The following is a 26244-nucleotide window of genomic DNA, read 5'->3' as shown; positions in this document are numbered from 1 at the left end:
CGTTCGACGCCCCGGCGCTTACGCTGGAATCGACGGCGAGGCCGATACGGGGGTTTGACATCGATGTCAGTGCTCTGGGGCGTGTCCTTCGACGCCACTCCGCTGTCCGGGGTCGTGGTCGAGTTCCTCAAGACGGCGCGCCGCTTCGCCGCCCGCGGGCACCGCGTCCACCTGGACCTCGGGTACGACGTCAAGGCCGACAAGGGCGCCTTCTTCCGCCCCTACCGCGACGAAGGGCAGCTGCTGCCGGACTGGGTCACGCTCGACCGCGTCGAACGCGTCGACGAGATCCGCGGCTACGACCGGGAGTTCGTCGAACGCGTCCTGCGCGGAGTCGTGCAGGGCGGCGACAACACCCTGCGGCCCGAGATCGACCGGATCGCCGGCGAGCTGGCGGACCGGATCGTGGCCACCTGGGAACGCCTCGGTGTCACGATGGTGATGGTGGAGAACGGCACCCTGCCCGAGAACATCGCCTACACCGAAGGGCTGTACCGGGCGATCGACCGCTACGGCGCCCGCCACCGGCTCGGCCGGTTCGTGTTCTGGCGCGACCACGACCTGATGTGGCAGAGCGAACCGGGGATCGCCAAGTACGGCCGCTTCCCGTACCCCGGCGTCCCGGCGCCGCGCAACTCCCCGCACATCCACTACTTCGCCCTCCACGAACAGGCGAAGGCACGGACCCTGGAATGGGTGCCGGAGCTGGCGAACATCGACGTCCTGCCCAACAGCTTCGCCATCGCCCCCGCGCGGATCGACGAACGCAACGCGGCCTTCCGGCGTGACCACTCCATTCCCGACGGCGTCCCGCTGCTGGCCCGGATCACGCGGATCATCCCGCAGAAGCGCATCGACCGCGATCTCCACCTCCTCGCGTTGCTGCCGGACGCGTGGCTGTTCGTCGCCGGCGACGTCGGCGAGACGCCCACCGAGCACGCCCGGCTGGCCGGCCTCGCGACGCGCCTCGGCGTGCGCGAGCGGGTCGTGTTCGGCGGCTGGCTGACCCCGTACGACACGACGGTCCCCGGCCGGTACTCCGTGCGCGACCTGCTCGCGCACGCGACCGTCGTGTCGTTCCTGACCTCCTACGACTACGAGAGCTACGGCAACCCGGTCAGCGAGGCGATCGCCTCCGGGACGCCGTACATCACCAGCGGGTACGAGCTGTACGACGTCGTCTACGGCCGGTTCCGGGCCCCGGTGCTGGACATCCGGGCCCGCGACCTGCCGGACGCGGCGTTCGCCCGCGAAGTCGCCGAGCTGATCACCGACGAACGAAAGCGGGCCGAAGTGGTGCGGGTGAACTCGGAACTCGGGCAGGCGCGGTTCGGCGCGCGGGTGGTCGACGACCTGGTCGACCGGCTGTACCCGCCGCCGATGGGCGCGGCGACGCGGCTGAGCGTCGTGCTGCCGGTGTACAACGAAGCCGCGAACCTGCCGGAGGTGCTGCGGACGCTGCACGACCAGCGCGACGGCGACGCGCCCCTGGACAAAGGCCGGTACGAGGTCGTGCTCGTCGACAACAACTCCACCGACGACACCGTGGCCGTCGCCCGGGCCTTCGCGGCCGCGCACCCGGACCTGGCCCTGCACGTCATCCACGAGCCGGAGCAGGGCGTCTCGTGCGCGCGGCGGGCCGGGATGGACTTCGCCGCGGCCCGCAGCCGGAACCGGCCCGAGTCCGACCCGGGGGAGCGGTTCTACCTCGTCTCCGCCGACGCCGACTGCCGCGTCGACCCGCACTGGCTGAGCGAGCTGTTCGCCGCGATGGAGTCGAGCAAGGCCGCGATCGGCGTCTGCGACTACTACTACAACGCCGGCCACTTCACCGGACGGCCGCGGCTGTGGGACGCGATCCAGCGGACCCTGCGCTGCCGCGCGGTCACCTTCGCGCTCTTCGGCGGCTTTCCCGACGGCAAGGGCTTCGCCGTCGAGCGCGACGCCTACGAGCGCGCCGGCGGCATCGAGATCTTCTACCAGCTGCAGGACGGGAAGTTCGTCAACCACCTCTCCGACGACTGGGACTTCGGGATCAGGGTCGCCAGCGGCGGCGACGCGATCACCTACGCCCCGCGTTCGCGCGTCGAGATCAACCCGCGGCGCGTCGACCACGCCATCGACGAGGTCATCGCCGGGCGCGCCTACGGTTCGGACGGCATCATCGTCATGCGCGACATCCGCCCGTCGGGGCCGTCCGCGCCGGCCGACCTCACCGAAGCCGAGGCGCGGCAGGCGTGGGAGTTCTCCATCAAGGACTTCACGCCGAAGAACACGCTCCTGCCGGTGCTGCTGACCCCGGCGCTGCTGGAGGACGACGCCGTCATCGCGTTCTTCGGCGCCGGCCTGGCCGCGCGGCTGGCCCGGCGGATCGCCGAGATCCGGCACGAAATGCGCGTCGTCGACTTCACCCCGATCCACGCCTACAAGACGCCGTCGTACCGGCTGTACTTCGAGTTCGCCGACGAGCTGTTCGCCTGCCTGCGCCGGCACGTCGGCGAGGACATCGGGCACCCGCCGCCGCTGCCGCCGTGCCTGGCGGAGGTCCCGGCCGCGCGGTTCGCCGAGTTCGTCCGCTACTACTGCGAAGACCGCGAGTCCGGCGAGGCCCACAACTACTTCGGCAACGGAGGGGTGTTCTGATGTCCCTGGGCTACGAAGAGGCGATCGGCTCGCTGCACACGATCGACCCCGGGTGGCCGCGGCCCGCGGTGCTCGACGTCCTCGAAGCGCCCGAAAACCGCCACCTGCTGGACTTCGTGCAGGAAGACCCGTTCGGCGCGCACGTCTTCCCGGGCAACGTCCCCGGTACCCCGGAGGACTTCCTGCGTGACCTGGACGCGCAGCTGGCCTCGTCCGGGCCGATCCACCTGTGGTCCTACATCCCGACGTGTGCCTACCGCTGCCGGTTCTGCCAGTACCCGGTGGTGCTGGTCAAGGGCAACCCCGAAGTGGCGTACGAAAAGGCGAAGTCCTGGGTCGACCTCAACATCGCCGAGGCGCGGCTGTGGCTCGACGCCGTGCCCCGCCTGGCCGGTGCCGAGGTGGGGGAGTTCAACGTCTTCGGCGGCACGCCGTCGCTGCTGCCGGAGCCGGAGATCCGCCGCCTGCTGGAGTTCTACCGGTCGAACTTCGGGTTCACGCCGTCGACGACGATCCGGTTCGAGGGCGACCCCAGCACGTTCACCCCGGCCAAGCTCGACCTCCTGCGGGAGCTGGGCTGCACCAAGCTGTCCAGCGGCGTCCAGTCGTTCGACGACCACGTGCTGCGGCTGTGCGGGCGGGAGCACACGGCGTCGATGTGCGTGGACTTCGTCCGCAACGCGACGGCGGCGGGTTTCGAGTGGGTCAGCATCGACCTGATGTACGGCCTGCTCGATCAGAACCTCGACAGCGTCCGCCGCGACCTGGACGTCGTGCTGGAGAACGAGGTCACGGCGGTGGTCTGCACGAAGCTGCACCTGGCCTCCTACAGCGACACCCGCACCGGCGTCACCGGCGAGAAGCCGGCGGCGTGGCAGCTGCCGTCCTACCGGGACAAGCTGGTGCGCGACGGCCACCGCTGGCCCACCCTCGGCGAGCAGTACCAGATGCGGGAGCTGCTCACCGAGGGCCTGCGGGCGGCCGGGTACACCGAGCACCCGACGATGTACTTCGCGCGCGACGGCCGCGGGCCGGAGAAGTGGAAGTCCATCATGGTCGACCAGGACAAGCAGGAAGCCGAGGTGGCGATCGGGCTGGGCGGCAGCTCGAGCTGCCGCGCGTCCGAGGCGATCACCGACGTGAACTCCCGCCGCTACCCCGAAACCGTGCTGGCCGGCCGGATCCCGCTGGGGTCGGCGACGCGGTTCACGCCCGAGGCGCAGGAGGCCCGGGCCGTCAAGATGGCGCTGACGACGTTGCAGCCGCTGCGCGATTCCCTGCACCGGGACCGGTTCCCGGGCCGCTCGCTGTTCGCGGAGCCGTGGCTGGGCCGGTTCCGGTCGCTGGCCGCGCGCGGGCTCGTCGAGCTGCGTCCCGCGGACGGCGTGGTCGCGCTGACGCCGCCGGGGGAGACGCTCGTGGAGGCGATCATCACCACCGAACTCTGATCACTACATCGGGTGACATGACGCTCGCGGGGAGCGACGCGGGCAGGCACCATGGATCTCGGACGTGCCAGGACCGAGATCGGAGCGTGGATGAGCCGAACCGTTGCCGGACACGACGAACCCCGGCGGTGGCGAGCCTGGCTCGCCGGCGTGCTGGCCGTGCTCGCACCGGTGGTCGCGCCCCCGCCCGCGTCGGCCGCGCCCGACTACTCGCTGGCCGCGGCGAACTTCGCCGGCACGCAGATCGCGCGGCACGAAGGCGTGCACGGGACACCTCGCGCCGAAGCGCCCGAACAGACGCTCGGGCACGACGTCAGCGGGCACCAGGGCCCGGTCGACTGGACCGCGGCGGCCGGCGCGGGGGCGAAGTTCACCTACGTCAAGGCGACCGAGGGCACCGGGTTCGTCAACCCGCAGTTCGGCCAGCAGTACGACGGCGCGCACGCGGCCGGCCTCATCCGCGGGGCGTACCACTTCGGCCGCCCGGACATTTCCGGCGGCGCCGAGCAGGCGGAGTACTTCATCGCGAACGGCGGCGGCTGGCGGGGGGACGGCACCACCCTGCCCGGCGCCCTGGACATCGAATACAACCCGTACGGCGACGTCTGCTACGGCAAGAACCCGGCGGACATGACGACGTGGATCGCCGACTTCACGCGCACGTACCTGGCGAAGGTCAAGCGCAGCGCGCTGATCTACACGAGCACGGCGTGGTGGAAGCAGTGCACGGGCAACACCGGCCGCTTCGGTGAGACGGACCCGCTGTGGCTCGCGCGCTACGGCCCGGAGGTCGGCGAGCTCCCGGCGGGCTGGGACAAGCACAGCATCTGGCAGTTCGCCCGGGGCGGCGGCCTGCCGGGCGACCAGAACTACTACAACGGCCCGATCGGCCGCGTCCAGGCGCTGGCGAAGGGTTAGTGCCGCCGGCGCAGGTCGGGCCACGGCGGCCGGTGCACCATGGCGATGCCGGCGAGGGTGGCGGCGACGAGCCCGACACCGACCCCCAGCAGGGCGACGCGCGTGGCGTCGACCGCCGGCGCCCACTGGGCCTGGCCCTCGCGGACGGCGAACACCCCGACCGGCCGGTGGACCGGAACCACCGTGGTCCCGTCCGGGGTCTCGTACGGATCGCCGAAGAGGCGTGGTTCGGTCATGCCGCCATCGAATCGGAATCCGCCGCCGCTGACAAGATCGGACAAAACCTTGTCGCCCGCGTGACCGCCTGCCTACGATCAGCCGGGAGCTGTTCGTCGTTCGTCCTTTGTGGACTCGGGAGGCGCCGTGCGCAGGTTCGCCCTTCTCGCTGCGGTTTCCGTGGCCGCGGCCGTCGTCGTCTCCGCACCGGGGGCCGCCGGGGCCGGGCGGGCGTGGTTCACGTCGTGGGCGCAGTCGCAGGACGGCCGGGCCGACGCCGCGGTGAGCGGGCAGTCCCTGCGGATGCTCACCCACCTCAGCTAGGGCGGCGACGCGGTTCGCGTCCGGTTCCAGAACACCTTCGGCACCGGCCCGCTGACCATCGGGCACGCCACCGCCGGGCCGGGCGCGGGCGGCGCGGCCGTCTCCTACGCGCGTGAGCTGACCTTCGCCGGCCGTCCGGCGGTGACGATTCCCGCCGGTGGCGAGGTCTGGAGCGACGAGACCCGGCTCGCGACGCGCCCGGACTCCGACCTCGCGGTCAGCATGTCGGTCGAGGGCACCGCCGTCCCCGGCCGCCACGGCGCGGCGTTGCGGGACAACTACCTGACGCCGCCGGGCTCGGGCGACCACACCGGCGACGTCTCGGGCGGCGCCTTCACCTCGACGGTCGGGTCGACGTACGTGGTCAGCGCCGTCGACGTGCACAACACGGCGCTGAACGGTGTCGTCGTCCCGTACGGCAGCTCGGTCGTCGACGGCATCGGCAGCACGAACTGCGGTCCCGGCTGCACCCGGCCGGGCGCCAACCGGCGGTGGACCGACGACCTGGCGCGGCGGATCGTCGCGTCGCCGGTCCCGCTCGCGGTGGCCAACGCCGGCGTGTCGGGGACGACCAGCGCGCGGTCGTGCCCGGGGATGCCGCCGTCGGTGGCGGGCCTGGACGCGTCGAGCCGGCTGGACCGGGACGTCCTGGCGCTGCACGGCGTCACGGCCGTCATCTATTACTACGGCACGAACGACCTGGCGTACGGCTGCGACGCGGCGACGATCCTCGACAGCTACCGCTCGGTGTTCGCGCGGCTGCGGGCGGCCGGGATCCCGGTCTACGTCACACCGAGCACGCCCCGGCCGGGCTACGGCGACCAGGCGAACCTGGACCGGCACGAGATCGCGCTGTTCGTGAAACGCTGGAACACCTGCGGCGGCACGTGTTCCGGCGTGGTGGACTTCGACACGGTGCTGGCGGACCCGCTGAAGCCGAACAGCATCCTGCCGGCGTACGACAACGGCGACGGCATCCACGCGAACGCCGCCGGCCAGCAGGCGCTCGCGGACTTCGTCTCGCTGCCGATGCTCGCCCGATCCGGGCCGGTTTTCCACACGATGGGGTGACCGGGCGCGTCGGAACGGCGGACTTGTGCCCGCGGGTCCGCAGAGTACGCCGGGTGATGAACGAGTCGATGGACGACGCCGGGTGCTGCCTGCTGTCGGTGGCCTGGAACGTCGCCCCGCTGGCCGAAGGGGCGCCGGGTTCCCGCCGGGCCGACCTCCGCCGGACGGTGGCGTCGGTGTGCCGGACGGCCGGCCACGGCGCCCGCGACTGGGCGGCGCGGCACGGGACGGGCACGGAGACCGAGTACCGGCCGTTCCTGCAGCTCGCCGACGTCGCCTACGAGATCGCCACGCTCCTGTTGCTGGTGGAGGACTTCCTGGTGCCGGACGTGGAGCGGGAGCACCGCCGCTGGGCCGAGATCGAGGAGCTGACCGGCCGGCTGACGGAGCTGGCCGGCTGGACGTCGGCGTTCCTCTTGTCAGGCGCTCCCTTACGTTTGTAGTGCTGCATGGGGCTTCCGCCCGACCCCGGCGTAGAGGCCGTCCGCTTCGGGATCGACCACGGCGGCGAGCCGATCGGGCCGCCAGTTCGCGGAGGTGGTCAGCCCGGGCTCGACGAGCTCGAAGCCGTCGAAGAGGGCAAGCACCTCGTCTTTCGTGCGCGGGTAGATGTTGTCCTGGGTGCTGCGCATGGTCTCGGCGACGCGAGGGTCGCTGAGGACGGCGAAGTCGTTGGTGAGGTGGGTGAGCGCGAGGTAGCTGCCGGGCGCGAGAGCGTCCCGGTAGGCCGCGAAGACCCCGCGAACCTCGGGCAGGTAGTGCCCGAGGGTGATGGCGAGCAGCCCGATGGGCCGGCTCAGGTCGAGCAGTTCGGTGACCGGCGCCGACTTGAGGACGGCGCCGGTATCGGTGGCATCGGCTTCGACGGCTGCGGCGTGCGGGTTGCCCTTGAGCAGCATGACGCTGTGGGCGACGGCAACGGGTTCGTAGTCGACGTAGACGACTTTGGCCTCGGGATCGACCTCCTGGGCAACCTCGTGCACGTTGCCGACGGTGGGGATGCCGGAGCCGAGGTCGAGGAACTGCCGGACGCCCTGCTCGAGCAGGAACCGCACCACCCGCCTGAGGAACGCACGGTTGCGTCTGGCCACACCGGCAACTTGCGGCTGGATGGCCTCGAGCCTCCGGGCGACTTCCCGATCGGGGGCGAGGTTGTGCGCCCCGCCGAGCAGGTAGTCGTAGATCCGAGCGGCACTGGGTCGCGAGAGATCAGCCCCGGCCGGAATCCAGTCGGCATCGGTTTCTTCGTTCACGCAGCCTCCCACCCTCGACGACGGCGAACACCTTAGCGGTTCGCGGGCCGCTCCCGGTTGAGCCGGACGGGCGTACCCCCGGTCTCCAGGACGGGGGGCGGGTTTTCCCCATTCAGTTCGCTGCCGAAGGACCCCGGTGTTCGCAATGTGGTTGGCCCTTACGAGAACCGGGTACAGGCAGAGGCGTGCGATCACCCACGATCGCCCGCAACCTGGAGGGGAACCCGTGAACTTCACTCGCCGCCGCTCGCCCCGAAGACTTGCCGGCGCGGTTGCGCTCGTCGCGACCGCAACCACCACGCTGCTGCCCGCGGCCGCGCCGGCGTCGGCAGCGACCGGTTCACCGGCATACAGCTACACCAGCGAGGTCGGCGACTACCTCGGCCAAGGAAACGCCGAGCACTACAGCACCGCCACCGCGGATTTCGTGCTGGAGAACTACTGGGGCAACACGGCCGTTCGCTTCAACGTCCTCGAACCTCGCCACGGCGGGCCGTACGCCGGCACGTACTGGGCGGTCTACCTGAGCCCGCCCAGCGGACAGCGGCTGCACGCCGGCCACTACACCAACGCAACCAGCTACCCCGGCGCCACGGCGACCGCCCCCGGGCTGAGGGTCGACGGTGAAGGCCGCGGATGCGGCACCACCTACGGCGAGTTCACCGTCCGCAGCATCAGTTTCGATGCGGCGGGTGAACCGACGCACCTCGACGCCACCGTGATCGCCCGCTGCGACTCGACAAGCGCACCGGCCTACACCGCGACGCTGAACTACTGAACACAGGCGCACCCTGCGAGCCCACTTCCGCCCGCAGGGTGCCTTCGGCTCGCCGATCACTGTCTTCACCCGGCCTCGTCCCGTACGCCAAGCCCGGACAACGGAGAAGCGAACCAGGCGGAAGATCAACTTTCCTGGGGCGAGGAAGTCAACACAAAGGGCCCGTGAGCGGTGGATGCTCACGGGCCCTGCAAGTGCGTCCGTCGGGCTGACAGGATTTGAACCTGCGACCCCTTGACCCCCAGTCAAGTGCGCTACCAAACTGCGCCACAGCCCGGACCCGCACTGCCTGAGTGCGTGAAAGTACTTTAGCGTGCCCCTCAACCCCCCGTGCAACCAGGGTGCCCAGTCGTCCTGACCTGCGAAAACAGGCCAAGGTCACCCCTGATTGCGGGGCGCGCGTCCAGCCCGCTGGATACGGTGATCCAGCGGGCTGAACGACTACCTCAGCCGAGCCCGGCGCTCACCGCGTTCATCAACGCGCCGGTGTCGCCCGACATCTCCCACGCCATTACGCCGAGCAGGCCGCGCGACTTCAGCCACGTTGTCTTCAGCCCGATGGACCAGGCGTCGTCGTACGTCCACCACTGGCCGCCGTTGCCGGTGTAGCACGATGTTGCCACCGCGGCCGTGTCGTGGTGGACCGTGCAGTTGGGGACGCTGGCCAGCAGGTTCGCGTAGCCGCGGGTGCCCGCTTCCTCGGCGAACTGGCCCGGGGCCGCGCCGGTGGCCGACTGCCATTCGCCGCTCTTGCCGCCGTCGGTGACGCCCTGCCAGCCGCGGCCGTAGAACGCCAGGCCGAGCGTCAGGCGCCGGGGGTCGACGCCGGCGTTCGTGTACGCGTTGATCGCGCTTTCCGCACTGAAGTGGAAGTTGTACGGGTCGTCCGCGTCGGCGTACAGGTTGCCCTGGTGACCGGTGCGGTTCGGCTCCCACGAGTTGTCGCTGCCCGAACCGTGGAAGTCGTACCCCTGCACGTTCGCCACGTCCAGGTAGTCGAACACCTTCGGCAGGTCCCAGCCCGACGCGACCTTGGCCGGGTCGGCTGGGGTGAACGCGTGCAGCTGGTAACGCTTGCCGGTCGTCGCGCCGTACGCGTCCAGCTGCGTGCGGAACTCGGCCAGCAGCGCGGTCAGGTTCGCCTTGTCGTTCGGGCTCCAGTGGTTGCCCGGGTGCCCGTCGCCGCTCGCCGGCCACTCCCAGTCGATATCGATGCCGTCGAAGATGCCGGCCGCCGTGCCGGGGCCGCCCGCGCCGCCGTACGAAGCGATGTTGCCCTTCAGCCAGGTGTCCACACAGGACGCGACGAACTTCTTGCGCGACGCGTCCGTGGCCGCGACGTCCGAAAAGTACTTCGAGTACGTCCAGCCGCCCAGCGACACCAGCACCTTCAGGTTCGGGTGCTTCGCCTTGAGCTTCTTGAGCTGGTTGAAGTTGCCGCGCAACGACTCCCAGCCCGTGTCGGCCACACCGTCGACCGACTGCGCCGCCGAGAACGGCCGTGAGTAGTCGGCTTCGGCGTCCCCGGCGCCGTCACCCTGGTTCGGGTCCTGGGGGTTCGCCGTGGTGCCCTTCGTGACCCCGGACAGGCAGGTCAGGTTCACCGGATCGATGTTCTCGAACGCGTACAGCAGGTGCGTCAGCTTCGCCGCCGCGCCCGAAGTCTCCAGGTTCTTCACGAAGAACTGGCGTCCGTAGATGCCCCACTGCACGAAGTACCCGACCTTCGCGTAGCCCGAAACGATGTCGCCGGTCTTCGCGGTGACGGCCGCGCTGGGCGGCGACACGTTGTCGTAGCCGTCGCGCGCCCGGACCGTGAAGGTGTACGAAGTGGACGGTGCCAGGCCGGTCACCACCGCACCCGTCGTCGTCACCGTCGTGGCCAAAGTGGAACCGCGGTAGACGTCGTAGCTGACCACGCCGGTGTTGTCGGTCGACGCGGTCCACGTCAGGGAAACGCTGGCCGAGTCCGCGGCCGTCGAGCGCAGCCCGGTCGGCGCCGACGGCGGCTGGGTGTCGTCGGCCGGGTTGTTGGTCGTGACGGCCAGTGCGCCGCTCGCCGGGGACGTGTTCCCCTTGGCGTCCTTGGCCTTCACCGTGAACGAGTACGCGGTACCCGGCGTGAGCCCGGAAATCGTGGCGCTCGTGCCGCTCACCGACGTGGCGAGGACGGTGCCCTGGTAGACGTCGTACCCGGTCACCGGCAGCGAGCCGGCGGTGGACGCGTTCCAGGCCAGCGCGACCGTCTTGGTCGTCTTCGCGACCAGGCGGAGGTTCGCCGGCGCGCCCGGTGGCGTGTCCGGTGATCCGTCGCAGTTGGCGTTGTCGACGCGGCACTGCGCCGGCGTGGCGGCCGCGCTGAGCCGGAACGTCGGGCTGTACGGGTAGGTCGTGCGGCCCGGCGCCAGTGTCGCGATGTAGTAGGCGGGGGTCAGCGTGACCTGGGTGCCGTTCTGGGTGATCGTGCCGTTTTCGCCGGTCGACGCGGTGACGCCGGCGGGCAGCGTGAAGGTGATGGCCCAGTTGCTCACCGACGCCGTGCCGGTGTTGGCGACGGTGTACGTGCCGGTGGTGCCGCTCATCGCCAGGGTGGCGGTCAGCGAACCGGCGGCGGCAGCGGGTGGCGCGAGCGCCGCGGTGCCGCCGGCTGCGATCAGCAAGGCGGCGAGCGCGGAGCGTAGTCGTGCGGGAGTGCGTCTCATGGCGGTTCTCCAAGCGGCACGAGGCGGGGACGACGTGGTCTAGACCACGTCGAATGTAACCCGGGCCGGGGAGAACCGCGCACGCCCGAACGGCGGAAACCGCTGTCCGAACGGACTGTTAACGTCCCGAGAACGTCGCTTTCCCCGGCCCCTCGGCCAAGAACGACTTCACGGCGTGGCGGAGATCTTCGGTTTCGAAGAGCTCGGCCGCGATCGTGGTGATGTGCGCGTTCGCCTCCGGGACGCCGCCGGCGGCGAAGTGGTCGAGGACGCGCTTGGTCGCCGCGTGGGCGCGGGTCGGGCCGTCGGCCAGCCGCCGGGCGAACGCCCGCGCCGCGTCGTCGAACCCCTCGTCCGGCAGCACGCGGTTGACGACGTTCCAGCGCTCGAGCGTCGCGGCGTCGTAGGTGTCGCCGGTCATCACGAACTCCTTCGCGCGCCCGACGCCCGCCCGGGCCGCGAGCCGCTGCGTGCCGCCCATGGTCGGCGTCAGGCCGACGACCTTCTCGACCAGGCCGAACTTCGCGCGCGTGGCGGCGAGGATGAGGTCGCAGGCCACCGCGACCTCGAACGCCCAGGTCAGGCACAGGCCGTGCGCCGCGAAGACGGTCGGGAACGGCAGCGCCGCGATCCGGTCCGGCACCGCCAGCATCTCGTCGAACAGCACCTTCGCCTCGGCGGGCGAACCCTGGGCGTCGAACAGGGAGACGTCGACGCCGCCGCTGACGATCTTGCCCTCGGCGCGGATCAGCAGCGCCCGCGCGGGTTCGGCCTCCAGCTCGCCGATCGCCACGGCGAGTTCGGACTGCAGCGAGGCCGTGTAGAGGTTCAACGGCGGAGCGTCGACGGTCAGGACGGCGAGCCCGCCGTCACGATCGAGGCGGACCTGCTGAGTCATGTTCACCCTGCTTCTTCGGCTTCGACGATGTCGTCCCAATACTGCTGGGCCTCGGGGCGCCAGTCGACGTGTTTGTGATGGAACAGTTCCGCCGCTTTCGTCCCGCTCCACTTCGCCGGCAGGAGCTCGGCGGGCAGCTGCGGGTCGAGGAACGGGAACCGCCGCCACTCGTGGACGAGCTCGGTCTGCGCCCGCAGCACCGCCCGGCCGCCGGTCGGGTGCAGGCCGGTGAACCGGTCGATGAAGTCCTCGTAGCGGTCCTTGAGCTCGGTCAGGTCCCACGACCGGGCGACCATCGACTCCTGCTCGCCCACCTCGCCGTACGCCGCGGTGAACGACATCGCCTGCGCGTCGAGGCCCAGTTCGCTGACGATCTGCTGGGCCTCCCGCTGGCGGGACAGGTCCGGGCTCACCCACACACCGGCCACCGGCGAGCCGAAGCCCGCCCAGGTCAGCCGCGTGCGCAGGCGGTGCCGCAGGTCGCGCTTGGCCTCGGGCACCGAGACGATCAGCATCAGCCACTGCCCGTTCCAGCGGCGTTCTTCGCGGCCGAACGCGTAGATCCGGTCGGCGCCCTCGGTCAGCAGGCGGCGCCCCGGCGGGGTCAGCGACCAGCGCACGCGGCGCCCGACGCGTTCGGAGACCACCCAGCCTTCGGCGGCCGAGCGGGCGAGGGCCTGCCGCGCCGACTTTTCCTCGATGTCGAGGATGCCCAGCACCTCGACGAGCATCGACGTCCAGACCGGGGTGTCGCGCGGCAGCGCGTACTCGCCGAGCACGGTCATCAGCAGCGACCGCGCGCTGGCGTGGCTGACCTCCCGGCGCCGGCTCACGGTGGGCCGGGGCGCGGACGACCGGCCTTCCCTCGGCTTCGGCCTGCGGCCGAGGGTGACCGGGGGAGCGGGCTCGCCCATGCTGTTCACCGACCTCACTGCGCTGCGGGACTGACAACCGAACAGGGTACCCACAGTGAGTGATCAAAGCGCCACGGGACACACACTGTCGGTGGTTTTGACCTTGATCTGACAGTTCGCCGCGGGGTCGTAGACTCGGCTACCTCATGAGCGCAACACTCGTCGCGAAGGACCTGGCCGCGGGCCACGGTGACCGCATCCTCTTCTCCGGCTTGGACCTCGTCGTGGCGCCGGGGGACGTCGTCGGCCTGGTCGGCGTCAACGGCGCCGGCAAGTCGACCCTCCTGCGGACGCTGGCCGGGCTGGCCAGACCGGACAGCGGCGAGATCCGGCTGAACCCGCCGTCGGCGACCGTCGGGCACCTGCCGCAGGAACCGGAACGGCGGGAGGGCGAGTCGGTGCGGGCCTTCCTGGCGCGCCGCACCGGCGTCTCGGCGGCGCAGGCCGACCTCGATTCGGCGACTTCGGCGCTCACCGCCGGCGAAGCGGGCGCGGACGACGAGTACGCCGCGGCCCTCGACCGGTGGCTCGCCCTCGGCGGCGCCGACCTCGACGACCGGGCCGCCGAAGTGGCCGCTGACCTGGGCCTCGACGTCGATCTCGAGCAGCCGATGACGTCGCTGTCGGGCGGCCAGGCGGCGCGCGCGGGGCTCGCGTCGCTGCTGCTGAGCCGCTACGACGTCTTCCTGCTCGACGAGCCGACCAACGACCTCGACCTGGACGGCCTGGCCCGCCTCGAGCGGTTCGTGTCCGGCCTGCGCGCGGCGACCGTGCTCGTCAGCCACGACCGCGAGTTCCTGGCCCGGACCGTCGACCGCGTCGTCGAGCTGGACCTGGCGCAGCAGCAGGTCAACGTCTACGGCGGAGGGTACGAGGCGTACCTCGAGGAGCGCGAAGTCGCCCGGCGGCACGCGCGCGAGGAGTACGAGGAGTACGCCGACACGAAGGCTTCGCTGGAGGCGCGGGGGCGGATGCAGCGGGCGTGGATGGAGAAGGGCGTCAAGAACGCCCGCCGGAAGCAGCCCGACAACGACAAGGTGGCGCGTAAGTTTCGCAGCGAGGCCACCGAGAAGCAGGCGTCGAAGGCGCGGCAGACCGACCGGATGATCGAGCGGCTGGACGTTGTGGAGGAGCCCCGCAAGGAGTGGGAGCTGCGGATGGAGATCGCCGCGGCGCCGCGGGCGGGGGCGGTGGTCGCGACGCTGCGCGAGGCGCAGGTCCGGCGGGGCGGGTTCACGCTCGGGCCGGTCGACCTGCAGATCGACTGGGCGGACAAGGTCGCCATCACGGGCGCGAACGGGTCCGGCAAGTCGACGCTCTTGGCGGCGCTGCTGGGCCGGGTCGAGCTTTCGGCGGGTTCGTCCGCGCTCGGGCCGGGCGTTGTGGTCGGCGAGGTCGACCAGGCCCGGCGGCTGTTCCTGGACGACGTGCCGCTGGCTTCGGCGTTCGCGCGGGAGGTGCCGGAGCTGGCCGACGCCGAGGTCCGGACGCTGCTGGCGAAGTTCGGGTTGAAGGCCGCGCACGTGCTGCGCTCGGCGGCGACGCTGTCCCCGGGGGAGCGGACGCGGGCGGCGTTGGCCCTGCTGCAGGCGCGGGGGGTGAACCTGCTGGTGCTGGACGAGCCGACGAACCACCTGGACCTGCCGGCGATCGAGCAGCTGGAGGCGGCGCTGGACAAGTACCCGGGGACGCTGCTCCTGGTGACCCACGACCGCCGCATGCTGGACGCGGTCCACGTGACGCGGCGGCTGGAGGTTGACGGGGGGAAGGTCCGCGAGCTTTGACGGCTTGAGGTTCGGCTTGTCGGCGGTGTGAGCGGTGCTCTCGGTTTCGTGCAGTGCTCGTTGGGGTGCGTGAGCGGTGCTCTCTCACAAGAGCACTGCTCAACCCTTCGTCGCCCCTCCCGTCAGGCCCTTCACAAACTGCTTCTGCAGCGCCAGGTAGAAGATCAGCACCGGCAGCGTCGCCAGGAACATCAACGCGAACACGCTTCCGAGGTCCGCCTGGTACTGGCCGATCGACCGGTAGATCCCCGTCGTGATCGTCGTTCCCTGGCTCGGGCCCAGGATGATCAGCGGGTCGATGAAGTCGTTCCAGATCCACACGCCCAGGAAGATGAGCACCGAGGCCGTTGCCGGGCGGAGCAGCGGGAACACCACTCGCCAGAACACCTGCATGCGGCCGGCGCCGTCGAGCAGGGCCGCCTCCTCCAGGTCCACCGGTACGCCGCGGATGAACCCCGTGAACACGAACACGCCGAACGGTACGTAATACCCGACGTTGAACAGGATCAGCCCCTGCAGCGTCGCCATCAGGTGGGTGATGCGGAGGACGTCCGTGATCGGGATCAGGATCACCTGCGGCGGGATCATCAGCCCGGCCAGGAGCACCAGGGTCAGCACCTTCGTCCACCGCCGGCCCGAACGCGCCAGGTAGTGGCCCAGCATGGCCGACAACACCGTGAGGACCAGGATCGACAGCACCGTCACCACGATGCTGTTGGTGAGGCTCACCCAGAACAGGCCGTCCGGGCGGGTCAGGACCGCGTGGATGTTCGCCAGCGTCGGCGGCACCGGCAGCGACGCCGGTTCCCTCGCGATCAGGGAACCTTCCTTGACCACGTTGGCCAGCACCAGGTACAGCGGCACGAAGAACACCGCACCGACCACCACGGCGACCGTGGGCCGCACCCACGACCGCGTCACAGGTCCACCTCCCGGCGACGCAGGAAGGTGAGCACCACCGTCGTCACCACCGCGACGATCACCAGCATCGACACCGCCATCGCCGACGCGTAGCCGACGTGGTTCGAGTCGAAACCCGTCTGCAGGACGTCGAACGCGATCGTGGCCGTTGCTCCGGAACCCGGGCCGCCGTTGGTGATCACCTTGACGTAGTCGTAGGTCTTGAACGCCGAGATCAGGAGCACCACCGTGGTGATTGTCAGTGACGGCGCCAGCAGCGGCCACGTGACCGCGCGGAAGCGGCGCACCGGCCCCGCGCCGTCGATCTCCGCGGCCTCCAGCAGTTCCGCCGGCACGCCTTGGAGGCCGGCCAGGTAGACCACCACGCAGAACCCGAGCATCTGCCAGCACACGATCGACGCCACCGAATACAGGGCCAGGTCCGGATCGGACAGCCAGCCCGGTGGGTGGGCCACGCCCAGCGCGCGGAGGAGGCTGTTGAGCGGCCCGCGGTCGTCGAGCAGGCGGGACCAGACGATGGAGACCACCACCGAGCTGAGGATCACCGGCGTGAAGAACACGCTCCGCAAAGCGTTGTACAGCCGGCCTTTCCGGTCCAGCAGCAGCGCCACGCCGAGGCCCAGGACGTTGGGGACGATCACCACGATCAAGGTCAGGATCGTCGTCACCTGCAACGCGGTGAGGAACTGCGAGTCGGTGAAGAGCAGGCCGTAGTTGTCGAAGCCGACGAACTTCACGGGAGGGTTGAACGGGTTGTAGTTCGTCAGGCTGTAGCCGAAGCTGATCAAAATCGGTGCCATCACGAAACACAGGTAGACGAGCACGCCCGGCGCGCCGAACGACGCGAAGTGCGCCAGCCGCGGCAGGACCGGGCGGCGGCGCCGGCGGCGGGCGAGAGGCCGGGGCGGGGACGGCGGAGAGACGACGGCGGTCAAGGACGTCAGCCCGCCTTCGCCCACTCGGTGTCCAGGAACGCGCACGCGTCGGCCACCGGCTTGCGGCCGGTGATGACGTCCTGGGCGGCCTGGTCGACCTTGTCCTTCATGCCCGGCAGCAGGCCGTCGTCCGCGGTCTCCCAGCGGAACGCGTGCACCACCGCGTTCTGCCGCACGGCCTGGGAATACAGCTCGTAGCCGGCCTTGAACGTCGCGCCGGCGTCGGACGGCGGTGTGTAGCCCTTGATCGCCGGGAACAGGCCGTCGGCCTTCACCGAGGCGTCCAGCTGATCCTTGTCGAGCTGGAAGCCCAGGGCGAACTTCCGGGCCGCGTCGAGGTTCGCGGCCTTGGCGTTCACGATCATGCCGCCGCCGGTGTAGGCCGGGACGACGAGTTTGCCGTCCTCGGTGGGGAAGTTGAACACACCCACATCGAAGCCGTGCTTCTTCGAGTCGGCGTTGGCGGAGAACCAGTTGCCCATCGGGTACATCGCGCTCTGGCCGTCGAGGAACGCCTGCTCGGTCGCCGCGTAGTCGCGGGACACGCTGGTCTTGTCCACGTACCCCTTCGCCGCGAGGTCGGCGAGCTTCGCGAACGCGTGCTGGAACGCGGGATCGGTGAACTTCACCTTGCCCTGGCGGCGCTGGGTCAGCCAGTCCGGCATCGTGTTGTAGACCTCGGTGCTGACCAGGCCGGAAAGGATCATCGACGACGGGAAGCCGTCCTTGCCGCCGCCGATGGCGAACGGCGAGAAGCCCTTCTCCTTGAGCTTGCCGGCGTCCGCGACCAGCTCGTCCCAGGTTTTCGGGGGCGTCGCGATGCCGGCGTCGGCGAACATCTTCTTGTTGTAGTAGATCGGCGGAATCGTCTGGGTGTTGGCCGGCAGCTGGTAGTACTGGCCGTTGACCGGATTGGCCTGCGGGAACTGGAAGTCCTTTAGCTCGTCCGGCGTCCACGCGTAGAGGTTGCCCGCTTCGGCGAAGCCGGCCGAGTCGACGGCGATCAGCACGTCCGGGAACTGGCCCGACTGCAGCAGTTGCTTCGCGTACGACGTCCGCCCGTCGGCGGTCGGCGCGACGAGCTTCTTGACCTTGATCCCCGGGTTCTTGTCCGTGACGCGCTTGATCGCGGCGTCCCAGTAGGCCGGCGTGAGGTTCGGGGTTTCGAACGTCAGGAAGGTGATCTCCGCGCCGCCGCCGCTGCCACCGGTGTCCGACCCGACCGAGCACCCGCTCACCGCCAGGAGCACCGCTGCTCCCAGCGCCAGGGACCTTCTCATGTCCAGCCACCTTCCTTGACCCACCATATGTGATGTATGACGCATCTCATCGGACCTATTCGATGATGTCAAGCGTCAGACGGCGGCTGAACCCCAGAAAACCGCAAGATAGATCAGATCTTTATCCGGTCGAGCCGGATGACGACGCTGGCGAAGTCCCCGGCGGGCAGGTCGAGGGGCAGCCCGTGCGCGAGCAGGACGGCCCCGCTGTGCGTGCGCCCCGAATCCGGGTCGAGGTACTTCGCAGCCGGGTCGAGGCCGTCGAGCCGTAGCGGCCGCTCGGGCGCGTTGAAGTGCGCGGACTGCCGGTAGGCGAAGACGACCGCCCGGTCGGCGAGGACGTACTGGACGGCCGTGACGCCGTCGTCGACGGGTGGCCGCAGCCGGTACAACGCGCCGTGCTGCACGACGGCCCGGATGTTCTTGTATCGCGCGACAAGCTCCCGGGCCAGCGCGAGGTCGTCCTCGGACCACTGCACGATGTCGCCGCCGAGCCCGAGCACGCCGGCCATGGCGACGTGGAACCGGAACCCAAGGGGAATCGACCGCGCCGTCACGAAGTTCGGGTTGTCGGTGACCCACGCCGACATCGCGCGGGCCGGGTAGAGCTGGCCGTAGCCGTGCTGGATCCGCAGCCGGTCGAGGGCGTCGGTGTTGTCGGAGGTCCAGACCTGGTCGGTGCGGGCGAGCACGCCGAGGTCGATCCGTCCGCCGCCGCCGGCGCACGACTCGATCCGCAGGCCCGGGTGATCCGCGCGCAGCCGGTCGAGCAGCGCGTACACCGCGCGGGTGTGGTCGACCCACAGCCGGTCCTGGTCGGCTTCGCCGGGCCAGCCGGCCTCGCTGAACGGCCGGTTCATGTCCCACTTCAGGAAGTCGGCGGTGCCGGCGAGCCGGTCGAGCCACTCGTGCGCCCACGCGGCGACGTCGGGGCGCGCGAAGTTGAGCACCAGTTGCCGCTGCAGCTCCGACCGGCGCCGGTGCGGGTGGTGCAGCACCCAGTCCGGGTGCGCGCGGTAGAGGTCGCTGTCGGGGTTGACCATCTCGGGTTCGACCCAGATGCCGAACTGCATGCCGAGCCCGTGCACCGCGTCGACCAGCGGTTTCAGGCCGTCGGGGAACCGGGAGCGGTTGACGTGCCAGTCGCCGAGGCCGGCGTGGTCGCCGGTGCGGGCGCCGAACCAGCCGTCGTCCATGACGAACAGCTCCACGCCGAGCGCCGCGGCCCGCTCGGCGAGCGCGAGCTGCCCGGCCTCGGTGACGTCGAACCCGGTCGCCTCCCACGAGTTGTAGAGCACCGGACGCAGTTCGCCCGGGTGCGGCAGGACGTGGGCCCGGACGTAGGCGTGCCACGCGCGGCTCGCGGCGCCGAACCCGCCGGCTGTGTACAGCCCGGCGGAGACCGGGGTGGTCAGCGGACGTCCGGGCCCGACGCGGTGCACGACGCCGTCCTGGCCGAAGCCGCCGCTCACCGTCAGCCGGCCGGTCGACGCGCGCGTGGTCGTCAGCCGCCACGACCCGCTCCAGGCCAGCGCGACGCCGTAGACCTCGCCGTGGCGCTCGGTCGCCGTGCCGTCGTCCACCATCACCCACGGGTTGGCGTGGTGGCCGGTGATCCCGCGCCGGCTGGCGAAAACCGTTTCGCCGTGGTGCGCAAACCCGCGCTGCAGCCGGGTTTCCGCCGCCCACCGGCCGGTGACGTGGCTGAGCCGGTAGTCCTCGAAGATCGGCAACGCCCAGGTGGCCGAGTCGGCCCGGACCACCTCGACGTCGGTGCCGGCGCTCAGCTCGGTCCAGCGTTCCAGGACGTCGCCGCGCAGCCGGTAGTGCAGGGTGATCCGCAGGGGGTAGTGCCGGTCGGCGAAGGACAGGCGCAGGTGCCCGGCGGCGATGTGGTGGCTTTCGTACCGCCATTCGAGGGCCCGCGTCCCGTCGGCGAACCGCACCTGCAGCGCGGGCGTCCAGTACCGGGTGCCGCCGTCGGCGGCGAGCTCGTCGACGCCCTCGCCGGGGTCGTTGAAGCCGTCCCACCAGGGAAGCGTTTTCCCGATCAGCTCCACGACGGCGGTCGCGGGCAGCGCGGGTCCCCAGTAGACGTGGACCGGGACGTCGTCTTCGCCGAGCCGCAGCGCGTAGGTGCTCGTTTCCCCGGTGAGGACCCAGGTGCGGTGCTCGTCGAGGAAGCTGATCCCGGCCATGCGGGACATCCTGCTCACCGGCGTGGCCGCCGCCAAGGGATGTCCCGCTCACCGGTCACGGGCGGTCGGTGAGGTACCCGCCCATCGTCTTGAAGTACTCGGCCGCCGGCAGGTCGGTCCCGTCGGCGGTGCGGACGCGCTCGACCAGCAGACCGGGGGACTGACCGCGGCGGGCCTCCGGCCCGGCGACGATCACCACGCCGTCGCCCTCGCGGATGAAGATCCGGCCGGGCGTGCCGCCGTAGTTGCCCTGCGACACCGACGCCTTCGTGATCCGTAGCTGCTCGCCGCGGTGGTAGGTGAACGCGTTCGGGTACGGGTCCGGCAGCGCGCGCACGAACCGCTCGAGGTCGGCGGGCGGCAGCGTCCAGTCGATCAGGCTGTCCCGCTGGGCGCGTTTGTGGAAGAAGCTGGCCTTCGACCGGTCCTGCGGCACCGGCGTGTAGCCGGTCTCGATCAGGGAGATCGCCTCGGCGGTGATCGGCGCGATGAGGTCCACCGTGCGGTGGAAGAGGTCGGTCGTCGTGTCGGCGGGCCCGGCCGGAATCGCGCGCTGCAGCACGATGTCCCCGGCGTCGAGCTCGCCGTCCATCATGTGGGCGGTGACGCCGACCTCCGGCTCGCCGTTGATCATGGCCCAGATGAGCGGCGAGAAACCCGCGTACGCCGGCAGCAGCGAGTCGTGGATGTTGAGGGTGCCGTGCCGCGGCAGCGCGAAGATCTCCGGCGGCAGCCAGGTGCGCCAGTTGTTCGCCACGATCAGGTCGAGGTCCGCGGCCTTGAGCTCGGCCAGCAGCTCGGCGTCGTCGGGGCGGTCGCGCAGCAGGACGCGGATGCCGTGCGCGGACGCGAGGTCGGCGACCGAGTCGGCCCAGATCCGCTCGTAGGCGTGGTCGCTCTTCGGGTGCGTGACCACGAGGGCGACCTCGTGGCCGGCGTCGATGAGCGCCTGGAGGGTCCGGTGCCCCCAGGTCTGGTAGCCGAACATCGCCACGCGCATTCGAGAGTGCCTTTCATGGTCGGGGACGAACATCACCACGAACGTACTAGGCGAGGCTCGCCTAACTTAGGTTAGGGTTCCCTGAACCGTACCGGAGCGCGCGAGGGAGCAACATGACTGCAGAGGTCCCGATCTACGACATCGTCGGCGTGGGCTTCGGACCTTCGAACCTGGCCCTCGCGATCGCCCTCGCGGAACACAACGCGGGCCCGGGCGAGCCGGTGACCGCGCACTTCCTCGAGCGGCAGCCCCGGTTCGGCTGGCACCGCGGGATGCTGATCGACACGGCCACGATGCAGGTGTCGTTCCTGAAGGACCTGGTCACCATGCGCAACCCGACCAGCGAGTTCAGCTTCCTGAACTACCTGCACGCGGCCGGCCGGCTGGTCGACTTCATCAACCACAAGAACCTCTTCCCGCTGCGGGTCGAGTTCCACGACTACTTCGAATGGGCGGCCGCGAAGGTCGACGACGTCGTCTCGTACGGCACCGAGGTGGTCGCGGTGAAGCCGGTGTACGACGGTTCCGAGGTGGCCTACTTCGACGTCGAGGCGTCGGACGGTTCGGCGTTGCGGGCCCGCAACCTCGTGGTGGGCACCGGGCTGCGCCCGCAGCTGCCCGAGGGGATCACCGCCGGGCCGCGGATCTGGCACAACAGCGAGCTGCTGTTCCGCGTGGACGCCCTGCGCGACGCCGATCCGGAGCGGTTCGTCGTGGTCGGGGCCGGCCAGAGCGCCGCCGAGGTCGCCGCGCTGCTGCACGACGAGTTCCCGCGCGCCGAGGTGTGCGCGGTGTTCGCGCGCTACGGCTACAGCCCGGCCGACGACAGCTCGTTCGCGAACCGGATCTTCGACCCGGAGGCGGTCGACCAGTTCTACGGCGCGGGCGAGCCGGTCAAGGACCGCCTGATGCGCTACCACGGCGCGACGAACTATTCGGCCGTCGACATCGACCTGATCGACGAGCTGTACCGGCGCGTCTACCGCGAGAAGGTGCTGGGCGTGGAACGGTTGCGGCTGTTCAACGTCTCGCGCCCGCTCGAGGTGACCGACGCGGGAACGGTGACGGTCGAGTCCCTGACGACCGGCGCGCAGACGGTGCTGGAGGCCGACGCGGTCGTCTACGCGACGGGCTACCGGCCCGCGGACCCGACGCCGCTGCTCGGCGAGCTGGGCCCGCGGTGCCTGCGTGACGCCGAAGGCCGCCTGCGCGTCGAGCGCGACTACCGCCTGACCACGGACTTCCCGCTGCGCGGCGGGATCTACCTGCAGGGCGGCACCGAGCACACGCACGGCATCACGTCGTCGCTGCTGTCGAACACCGCGGTGCGGGTGGGGGAGATCCTTGCGTCCGTTGTGGACCGCCGGGTTGTGGCGGAGCCGGCGGGGGAGTACGCGGTCAGCAGCTGTTGAGCGGGGGTGCTCCGGCGGTCCCGTGCGGACCGCCGGGACACGCCGATCAGCCCGCCGTGATCTGTTCTCGCAGGATGTCGCCGTGCCCGGTGTGGCGGGCGAACTCCTCGATCAGGAACAGGTAGATGAACCGGAGGCTGACCTCGCCGACCACCGGGTGCGTCCACCGGTCCTCGAGCGAGAAGCCCGCCGCGATTTCGCGGGAGCGGGCGCTGGTGCGCTCGTACTCGGCGATCACGTCGGCCACCGTTTCGTCGTCGGTGACGGCGAAACTGGCGTCGCCCGGGGTCGACGGGCCGTCGATTTCGGCTTCGTCGAGGCCGGCCACCAGCCACTGGAACCAGCGGCGCTCGGCAACGGCGGCGTGCTTGACCAGGCTGATCGGCGTGGTCAGGGACGAAACCAGCCGGCGCCGGGCGTCGGTCTCCGACAGGCCTCGCGTGTTCTCGACGAGGGCGAGCCGGTTGCGGTCGAGCATGGCTTCCAGGAGCTCACGCTCGGCGCCGATGGTCTTTTCGGGCAGCGCATACATGGGTCCAGCTTGCCGGAGAATCAGGCCTGGTGCACCGGTGCCGGGTGGTGGCGGCTGATCGGGATCACCATCGGCGTCCCGCTCACCGGGTCCGGGGTCACCCGGCAGCGGACGTCGAAGACCTCGTCGACCAGTTCCTCGGTGATCACCGACGCCGGCTCGCCGGCCGCCACCACGCGGCCCGCCTTCATCGCGATCACGTGGTCGGCGTAGCGGCACGCCTGCGGGAGATCGTGCAGCACCATCACCACCGTCCGGCCCTCGCCGCGGTTGAGGTCGACCACCAGGTCCAGCACGTCGATCTGGTGCGCCAGGTCCAGGTACGTCGTCGGCTCGTCGAGCAGCAGCACCGGGGTGCCCTGGGCGACCGCCATGGCGATCCACGCGCGCTGCCGCTGGCCGCCGGACAGCTCGTCCACCGGGCGGTCGGCCAGGTCCGTCGTCCCGGTGGCCGCCAGGGCGGCGCGCACCGCGTCTTCGTCCGATGTGGACCACTGCCGCCACCAGCTCTGGTGCGGGGCGCGGCCGCGGCCGACGAGGTCGGCGACCGTCATGCCTTCGGGCGCCACCGGTGACTGCGGCAGGATCCCGAGCTGCTGGGCCACCTGCCGGGTGGGCAGGTCGTGGATCGAGCGGCCGTCGAGGTACACCCCGCCCGCCTTCGGCGTGAGCAGCCGGGCCAGCGTCCGCAGCAGCGTCGACTTCCCGCACGCGTTGGCGCCGACGATCGCGGTGATCTGCCCGGGCGGGATGTCGAGGTCGAGGCCGTCGATGACGACCCGGTCGTCGTAGGCGACGCGCAGGTCCCGCACGCGCAGGGACGGTGTCATCTTTCAGCCTCCGGAGCCGGATCGGTTGGCCCTGGCCAGCAGCCAGAGCAGCAGGGGGGCGCCGAGCGCGCCGGTCACGATGCCGACCGGCAGCGGGGACGCGGTGAGCGTGCGGGCCAGGATGTCGCTGCCCAGCACCACGACCGCGCCGGTGAGCGCGGACGCCGTCAGCGGCGGGGATGCCTGGCGCGCCAGGCGTTGCGCGATCTGCGGTGCGGTGAGCGCGACGAACGAAACCGGGCCCGCGGACGCCGTCGCGAAGGCGACCAGCCCGGCGCCGGACAGCAGCAGCCCGAGCCGGACCGGCTGCACCGGCGTGCCGAGCCCGGCCGCCACGTCGTCGCCGAGCTGCAGCGTGCGCATCCACCGCGAGAGGGCCAGCACGAGCGGCAGCAGCACCGCCAGCGCGCAGGCCAGCGGGACGACGTGCGCCCAGCCGCGGTTGGCCAGGTTGCCGACGAGCCAGCCGATCGACGCCTGGGCTTCGGTGATCTGCGCGCGGCTCAGCAGGTAGTCGGTCAGGCTGGTGCACATCGCGAAGATGCCGATGCCGACGAGGATGATCCGGTAGCCGGTGGTGCCGCGCCGCCACGCGAGGACGTACACGAGCACGCCGGTCAGCAGCCCGCCGAGCAGGCCGAGCGTGGTGGTGCCGAGGCCGCCGCCGAAGCCGAAGGAGATGCCGGCGACGACGGCGGTGGCCGCGCCCGCGTTGATGCCGATCATGTCCGGGCTGGCCAGCGGGTTGCGCGTGATGGTCTGGAACACCGCGCCGGACGCGCCGAACGCCAGCCCGGCCAGCAGCCCCGTGAGCGCCCGCGGCAACCGCAGTTCCTGCACGATGTAGCCGGTGCCGCTGTCGCCGCCGCCGAACACGGCGGACAGGACGTCGGACACGCTCAGCGGGACGTCGCCGATCGTCATGCCCACGCAGAAGAACGCGAACGCGAGCACGGCGAGGACCAGCGAAACGGCGACCGGCCGGAGCCGGACCTGGCCGGACACCGCGGGTTTCGCGAGGCGGAAGGTGACGCGGTCGCGCCGCACCTGCAGCAGGCTCATCAGGACTCCACCAGCTTGCGGCGGCGGACCAGGTAGATGAAGAAGGGTGCGCCGAGGAAGGCGACGATCACCCCGGCGCGGACTTCGCCGGGGCGCGCCATGATCCGGCCGAGGATGTCGGCGGCCAGCAGCAGGCTCGGCGCGAGGACCGCGGTGTAGGGCAGCAGCCACCGGTGGTCGGGCCCGACCACGAACCGCACGGCGTGCGGGACGATCAGCCCGAGGAACACGATCGGGCCGGCGACCGCGACGGAAGCGCCGGTCAGGAGCGTGATGGCCAGCGCGCCGCGCAGCCGCAGGGGGCCGAGCCGCCGGCCGAGCGCGACCGCGACGTCGTCGCCGAGGGCGAGGCTGTTCAACGCGGGCCCGCTCGCGATCGCCAGCACCACGCCGGCGACGAGGAAGGGCAGGACCCGCAGCAGCGAACCGCTGTCGACGCCGGCGAGCGAACCGGCGGACCAGAAGCGGAACCGGTTGAGCGCCACCGGGTCCTTCAGCACCATCGCGCTGGTGAACGACCCGAGCAGCGCCGTGACGGCGGCCCCGGCGAGGGCGAGCTTGACCGGGCTCGAGCCGGTGCGGCCGCGGGTGCCGAGGAAGTAGACGGCCGCGGTCGCGGCGAGCGCGCCGGCGAAGGCGAACCAGAGGTAGCCGTAGAGGGAACCGACGCCGAGCACCGTGATCGAGAAGACGATGGCGAACGCGGCGCCGGCGCTGATCCCGAGCAGGCCCGGGTCGGCCAGGGGGTTGCGGGTCAGCGCCTGCATGAGGGTGCCGGCCAGGCCCAGCGCGGCGCCGACCAGCACCGCCAGCAGAGTCCGCGGGATCCGGACACTGTGGATGATCACGGCGTCGGCCGAACCGTCGTCGTGCCAGAGCACCTGCCAGACGGCGCCGAACGAGATCTCCTTGGACCCGAGCCAAATGCTCAGCAGGCACAGGAAGACGAGGACACCGAGGGCGGCCAGGAGCCCGAGCGCGCGGCCCGTGTGTGGCGGGCGTCGCTTGAGAGCGATCCCTCCGGGGTCTGTTCGCACCGCACCTCCGACTGGTACTGATTTTAGGTAAGGCTAACCGATGGTACAGGAGTGCATCCTCACCATCCGTTTGTTAGGGTCACCTAAT

General features: G+C 70.8%; 23 protein-coding genes and 1 tRNA gene. 9 read left to right on the top strand and 15 right to left on the bottom strand.

Annotation, left to right across the window (positions count from 1 at the left end):
• The first annotated feature begins 63 nt into the window (after positions 1-63).
• From C2L59_RS37900 to C2L59_RS37890, 3 genes are all read left to right on the top strand, one after another.
• Positions 64-2643, top strand: a complete 2580-nt coding sequence (locus C2L59_RS37900) for a glycosyltransferase (protein WP_233223909.1) — start codon at positions 64-66, stop codon at positions 2641-2643.
• Positions 2643-4091 (top strand): radical SAM protein, encoded by a 1449-nt coding sequence (locus C2L59_RS37895; RefSeq protein ID WP_103354417.1) that lies wholly within the window; start codon positions 2643-2645, stop codon positions 4089-4091. The genes C2L59_RS37900 and C2L59_RS37895 overlap by 1 nt, the downstream gene beginning before the upstream one ends.
• A gap of 90 nt (positions 4092-4181) precedes the next feature.
• The gene (locus tag C2L59_RS37890; protein WP_103354416.1) at positions 4182-5009 is read left to right on the top strand and encodes a lysozyme; all 828 of its coding nucleotides are present in this window, start codon (positions 4182-4184) and stop codon (positions 5007-5009) included.
• Here the strand turns inward: C2L59_RS37890 and C2L59_RS37885 are convergent.
• The gene (locus tag C2L59_RS37885) at positions 5006-5245 is read right to left on the bottom strand and encodes a hypothetical protein (RefSeq protein ID WP_233223908.1); all 240 of its coding nucleotides are present in this window, start codon (positions 5243-5245) and stop codon (positions 5006-5008) included. The genes C2L59_RS37890 and C2L59_RS37885 overlap by 4 nt on opposite strands.
• Positions 5246-5372: 127 nt before the next feature.
• On the opposite strand from C2L59_RS37885, the gene C2L59_RS49525 reads away from it, so the two are divergent.
• From C2L59_RS49525 to C2L59_RS37875, 3 genes are all read left to right on the top strand, one after another.
• Entirely contained in the window at positions 5373-5549 is a 177-nt protein-coding gene (locus C2L59_RS49525; RefSeq protein ID WP_233223907.1) for a hypothetical protein, read from the top strand.
• Between the two features lie 141 nt (positions 5550-5690).
• The gene (locus C2L59_RS37880) at positions 5691-6620 is read left to right on the top strand and encodes a GDSL-type esterase/lipase family protein (protein ID WP_233223906.1); all 930 of its coding nucleotides are present in this window, start codon (positions 5691-5693) and stop codon (positions 6618-6620) included.
• Positions 6621-6676: 56 nt separating this feature from the next.
• Complete coding sequence (locus tag C2L59_RS37875) at positions 6677-7063, top strand: hypothetical protein (RefSeq protein WP_199199480.1); 387 nt, start codon at positions 6677-6679, stop codon at positions 7061-7063.
• On the opposite strand, the gene C2L59_RS37870 is transcribed toward C2L59_RS37875, so the two are convergent.
• Entirely contained in the window at positions 7052-7873 is an 822-nt protein-coding gene (locus tag C2L59_RS37870; RefSeq protein WP_103354413.1) for an SAM-dependent methyltransferase, read from the bottom strand. The genes C2L59_RS37875 and C2L59_RS37870 overlap by 12 nt on opposite strands.
• A gap of 226 nt (positions 7874-8099) precedes the next feature.
• On the opposite strand from C2L59_RS37870, the gene C2L59_RS37865 reads away from it, so the two are divergent.
• Positions 8100-8651: a hypothetical protein gene (locus C2L59_RS37865; protein ID WP_103354412.1), complete on the top strand. Its 552-nt coding sequence runs from the start codon at positions 8100-8102 to the stop codon at positions 8649-8651.
• Positions 8652-8854: 203 nt separating this feature from the next.
• On the opposite strand, the gene C2L59_RS37860 is transcribed toward C2L59_RS37865, so the two are convergent.
• From C2L59_RS37860 to C2L59_RS37845, 4 genes are all read right to left on the bottom strand, one after another.
• Positions 8855-8928, bottom strand: a tRNA-Pro gene (locus tag C2L59_RS37860).
• A gap of 169 nt (positions 8929-9097) precedes the next feature.
• Positions 9098-11353 (bottom strand): glycosyl hydrolase family 18 protein, encoded by a 2256-nt coding sequence (locus C2L59_RS37855; protein ID WP_233223905.1) that lies wholly within the window; start codon positions 11351-11353, stop codon positions 9098-9100.
• Between the two features lie 118 nt (positions 11354-11471).
• Positions 11472-12251: an enoyl-CoA hydratase/isomerase family protein gene (locus C2L59_RS37850; RefSeq protein WP_199199478.1), complete on the bottom strand. Its 780-nt coding sequence runs from the start codon at positions 12249-12251 to the stop codon at positions 11472-11474.
• Between the two features lie 2 nt (positions 12252-12253).
• Positions 12254-13165 (bottom strand): PaaX family transcriptional regulator C-terminal domain-containing protein, encoded by a 912-nt coding sequence (locus C2L59_RS37845; RefSeq protein WP_103354409.1) that lies wholly within the window; start codon positions 13163-13165, stop codon positions 12254-12256.
• 146 nt (positions 13166-13311) lie between these two features.
• Between C2L59_RS37845 and C2L59_RS37840 the strand changes: the two genes are divergently transcribed.
• Positions 13312-14949 carry an ABC-F family ATP-binding cassette domain-containing protein gene (locus tag C2L59_RS37840; protein ID WP_103354408.1) on the top strand — a complete coding sequence of 546 codons (1638 nt, stop codon included), beginning with the start codon at positions 13312-13314 and terminating at the stop codon, positions 14947-14949.
• Positions 14950-15048: 99 nt separating this feature from the next.
• Here C2L59_RS37840 and C2L59_RS37835 read toward each other — a convergent pair whose 3' ends face one another.
• The 5 genes from C2L59_RS37835 to C2L59_RS37815 all read right to left on the bottom strand — a co-directional run bounded on the left by C2L59_RS37835 (position 15049) and on the right by C2L59_RS37815 (position 21283).
• Entirely contained in the window at positions 15049-15870 is an 822-nt protein-coding gene (locus C2L59_RS37835; RefSeq protein WP_103354407.1) for a carbohydrate ABC transporter permease, read from the bottom strand.
• Positions 15867-16829, bottom strand: coding sequence for a carbohydrate ABC transporter permease (locus tag C2L59_RS37830; RefSeq protein ID WP_103354406.1), 963 nt, complete (start codon positions 16827-16829; stop codon positions 15867-15869). The genes C2L59_RS37835 and C2L59_RS37830 overlap by 4 nt, the downstream gene beginning before the upstream one ends.
• Positions 16811-18085 (bottom strand): extracellular solute-binding protein, encoded by a 1275-nt coding sequence (locus C2L59_RS37825; protein WP_103354405.1) that lies wholly within the window; start codon positions 18083-18085, stop codon positions 16811-16813. The genes C2L59_RS37830 and C2L59_RS37825 overlap by 19 nt, the downstream gene beginning before the upstream one ends.
• A gap of 113 nt (positions 18086-18198) precedes the next feature.
• On the bottom strand, positions 18199-20283 hold the full coding sequence (locus C2L59_RS37820) for an alpha-galactosidase (protein ID WP_103354404.1): 2085 nt from the start codon (positions 20281-20283) through the stop codon (positions 18199-18201).
• Positions 20284-20338: 55 nt separating this feature from the next.
• Complete coding sequence (locus tag C2L59_RS37815) at positions 20339-21283, bottom strand: methionyl-tRNA formyltransferase (RefSeq protein WP_103354403.1); 945 nt, start codon at positions 21281-21283, stop codon at positions 20339-20341.
• Positions 21284-21396: 113 nt separating this feature from the next.
• Here C2L59_RS37815 and C2L59_RS37810 point away from each other — a divergent pair, with 113 nt between their 5' ends.
• Entirely contained in the window at positions 21397-22695 is a 1299-nt protein-coding gene (locus C2L59_RS37810; RefSeq protein ID WP_103354402.1) for a lysine N(6)-hydroxylase/L-ornithine N(5)-oxygenase family protein, read from the top strand.
• A 46-nt stretch (positions 22696-22741) separates the two neighbouring features.
• Here C2L59_RS37810 and C2L59_RS37805 read toward each other — a convergent pair whose 3' ends face one another.
• The 4 genes from C2L59_RS37805 to C2L59_RS37790 are packed head-to-tail and all read right to left on the bottom strand — an operon-like array spanning position 22742 to position 26156.
• Positions 22742-23227, bottom strand: coding sequence for a DinB family protein (locus C2L59_RS37805; RefSeq protein ID WP_103354401.1), 486 nt, complete (start codon positions 23225-23227; stop codon positions 22742-22744).
• Between the two features lie 20 nt (positions 23228-23247).
• On the bottom strand, positions 23248-24057 hold the full coding sequence (locus C2L59_RS37800) for an ABC transporter ATP-binding protein (RefSeq protein WP_103354400.1): 810 nt from the start codon (positions 24055-24057) through the stop codon (positions 23248-23250).
• Between the two features lie 3 nt (positions 24058-24060).
• The gene (locus C2L59_RS37795) at positions 24061-25119 is read right to left on the bottom strand and encodes an iron chelate uptake ABC transporter family permease subunit (protein ID WP_103354399.1); all 1059 of its coding nucleotides are present in this window, start codon (positions 25117-25119) and stop codon (positions 24061-24063) included.
• Complete coding sequence (locus C2L59_RS37790; protein WP_103354398.1) at positions 25119-26156, bottom strand: iron ABC transporter permease; 1038 nt, start codon at positions 26154-26156, stop codon at positions 25119-25121. The genes C2L59_RS37795 and C2L59_RS37790 overlap by 1 nt, the downstream gene beginning before the upstream one ends.
• Between the last annotated feature and the right edge of the window lie 88 nt (positions 26157-26244).

This window comes from Amycolatopsis sp. CA-128772 (genome assembly GCF_002904295.1).
Classification (GTDB): Bacteria; Actinomycetota; Actinomycetes; order Mycobacteriales; family Pseudonocardiaceae; genus Amycolatopsis.
Note: the sequence above shows the minus strand (reverse complement) of the source record. Positions and strands in the feature narration are given on the sequence as shown.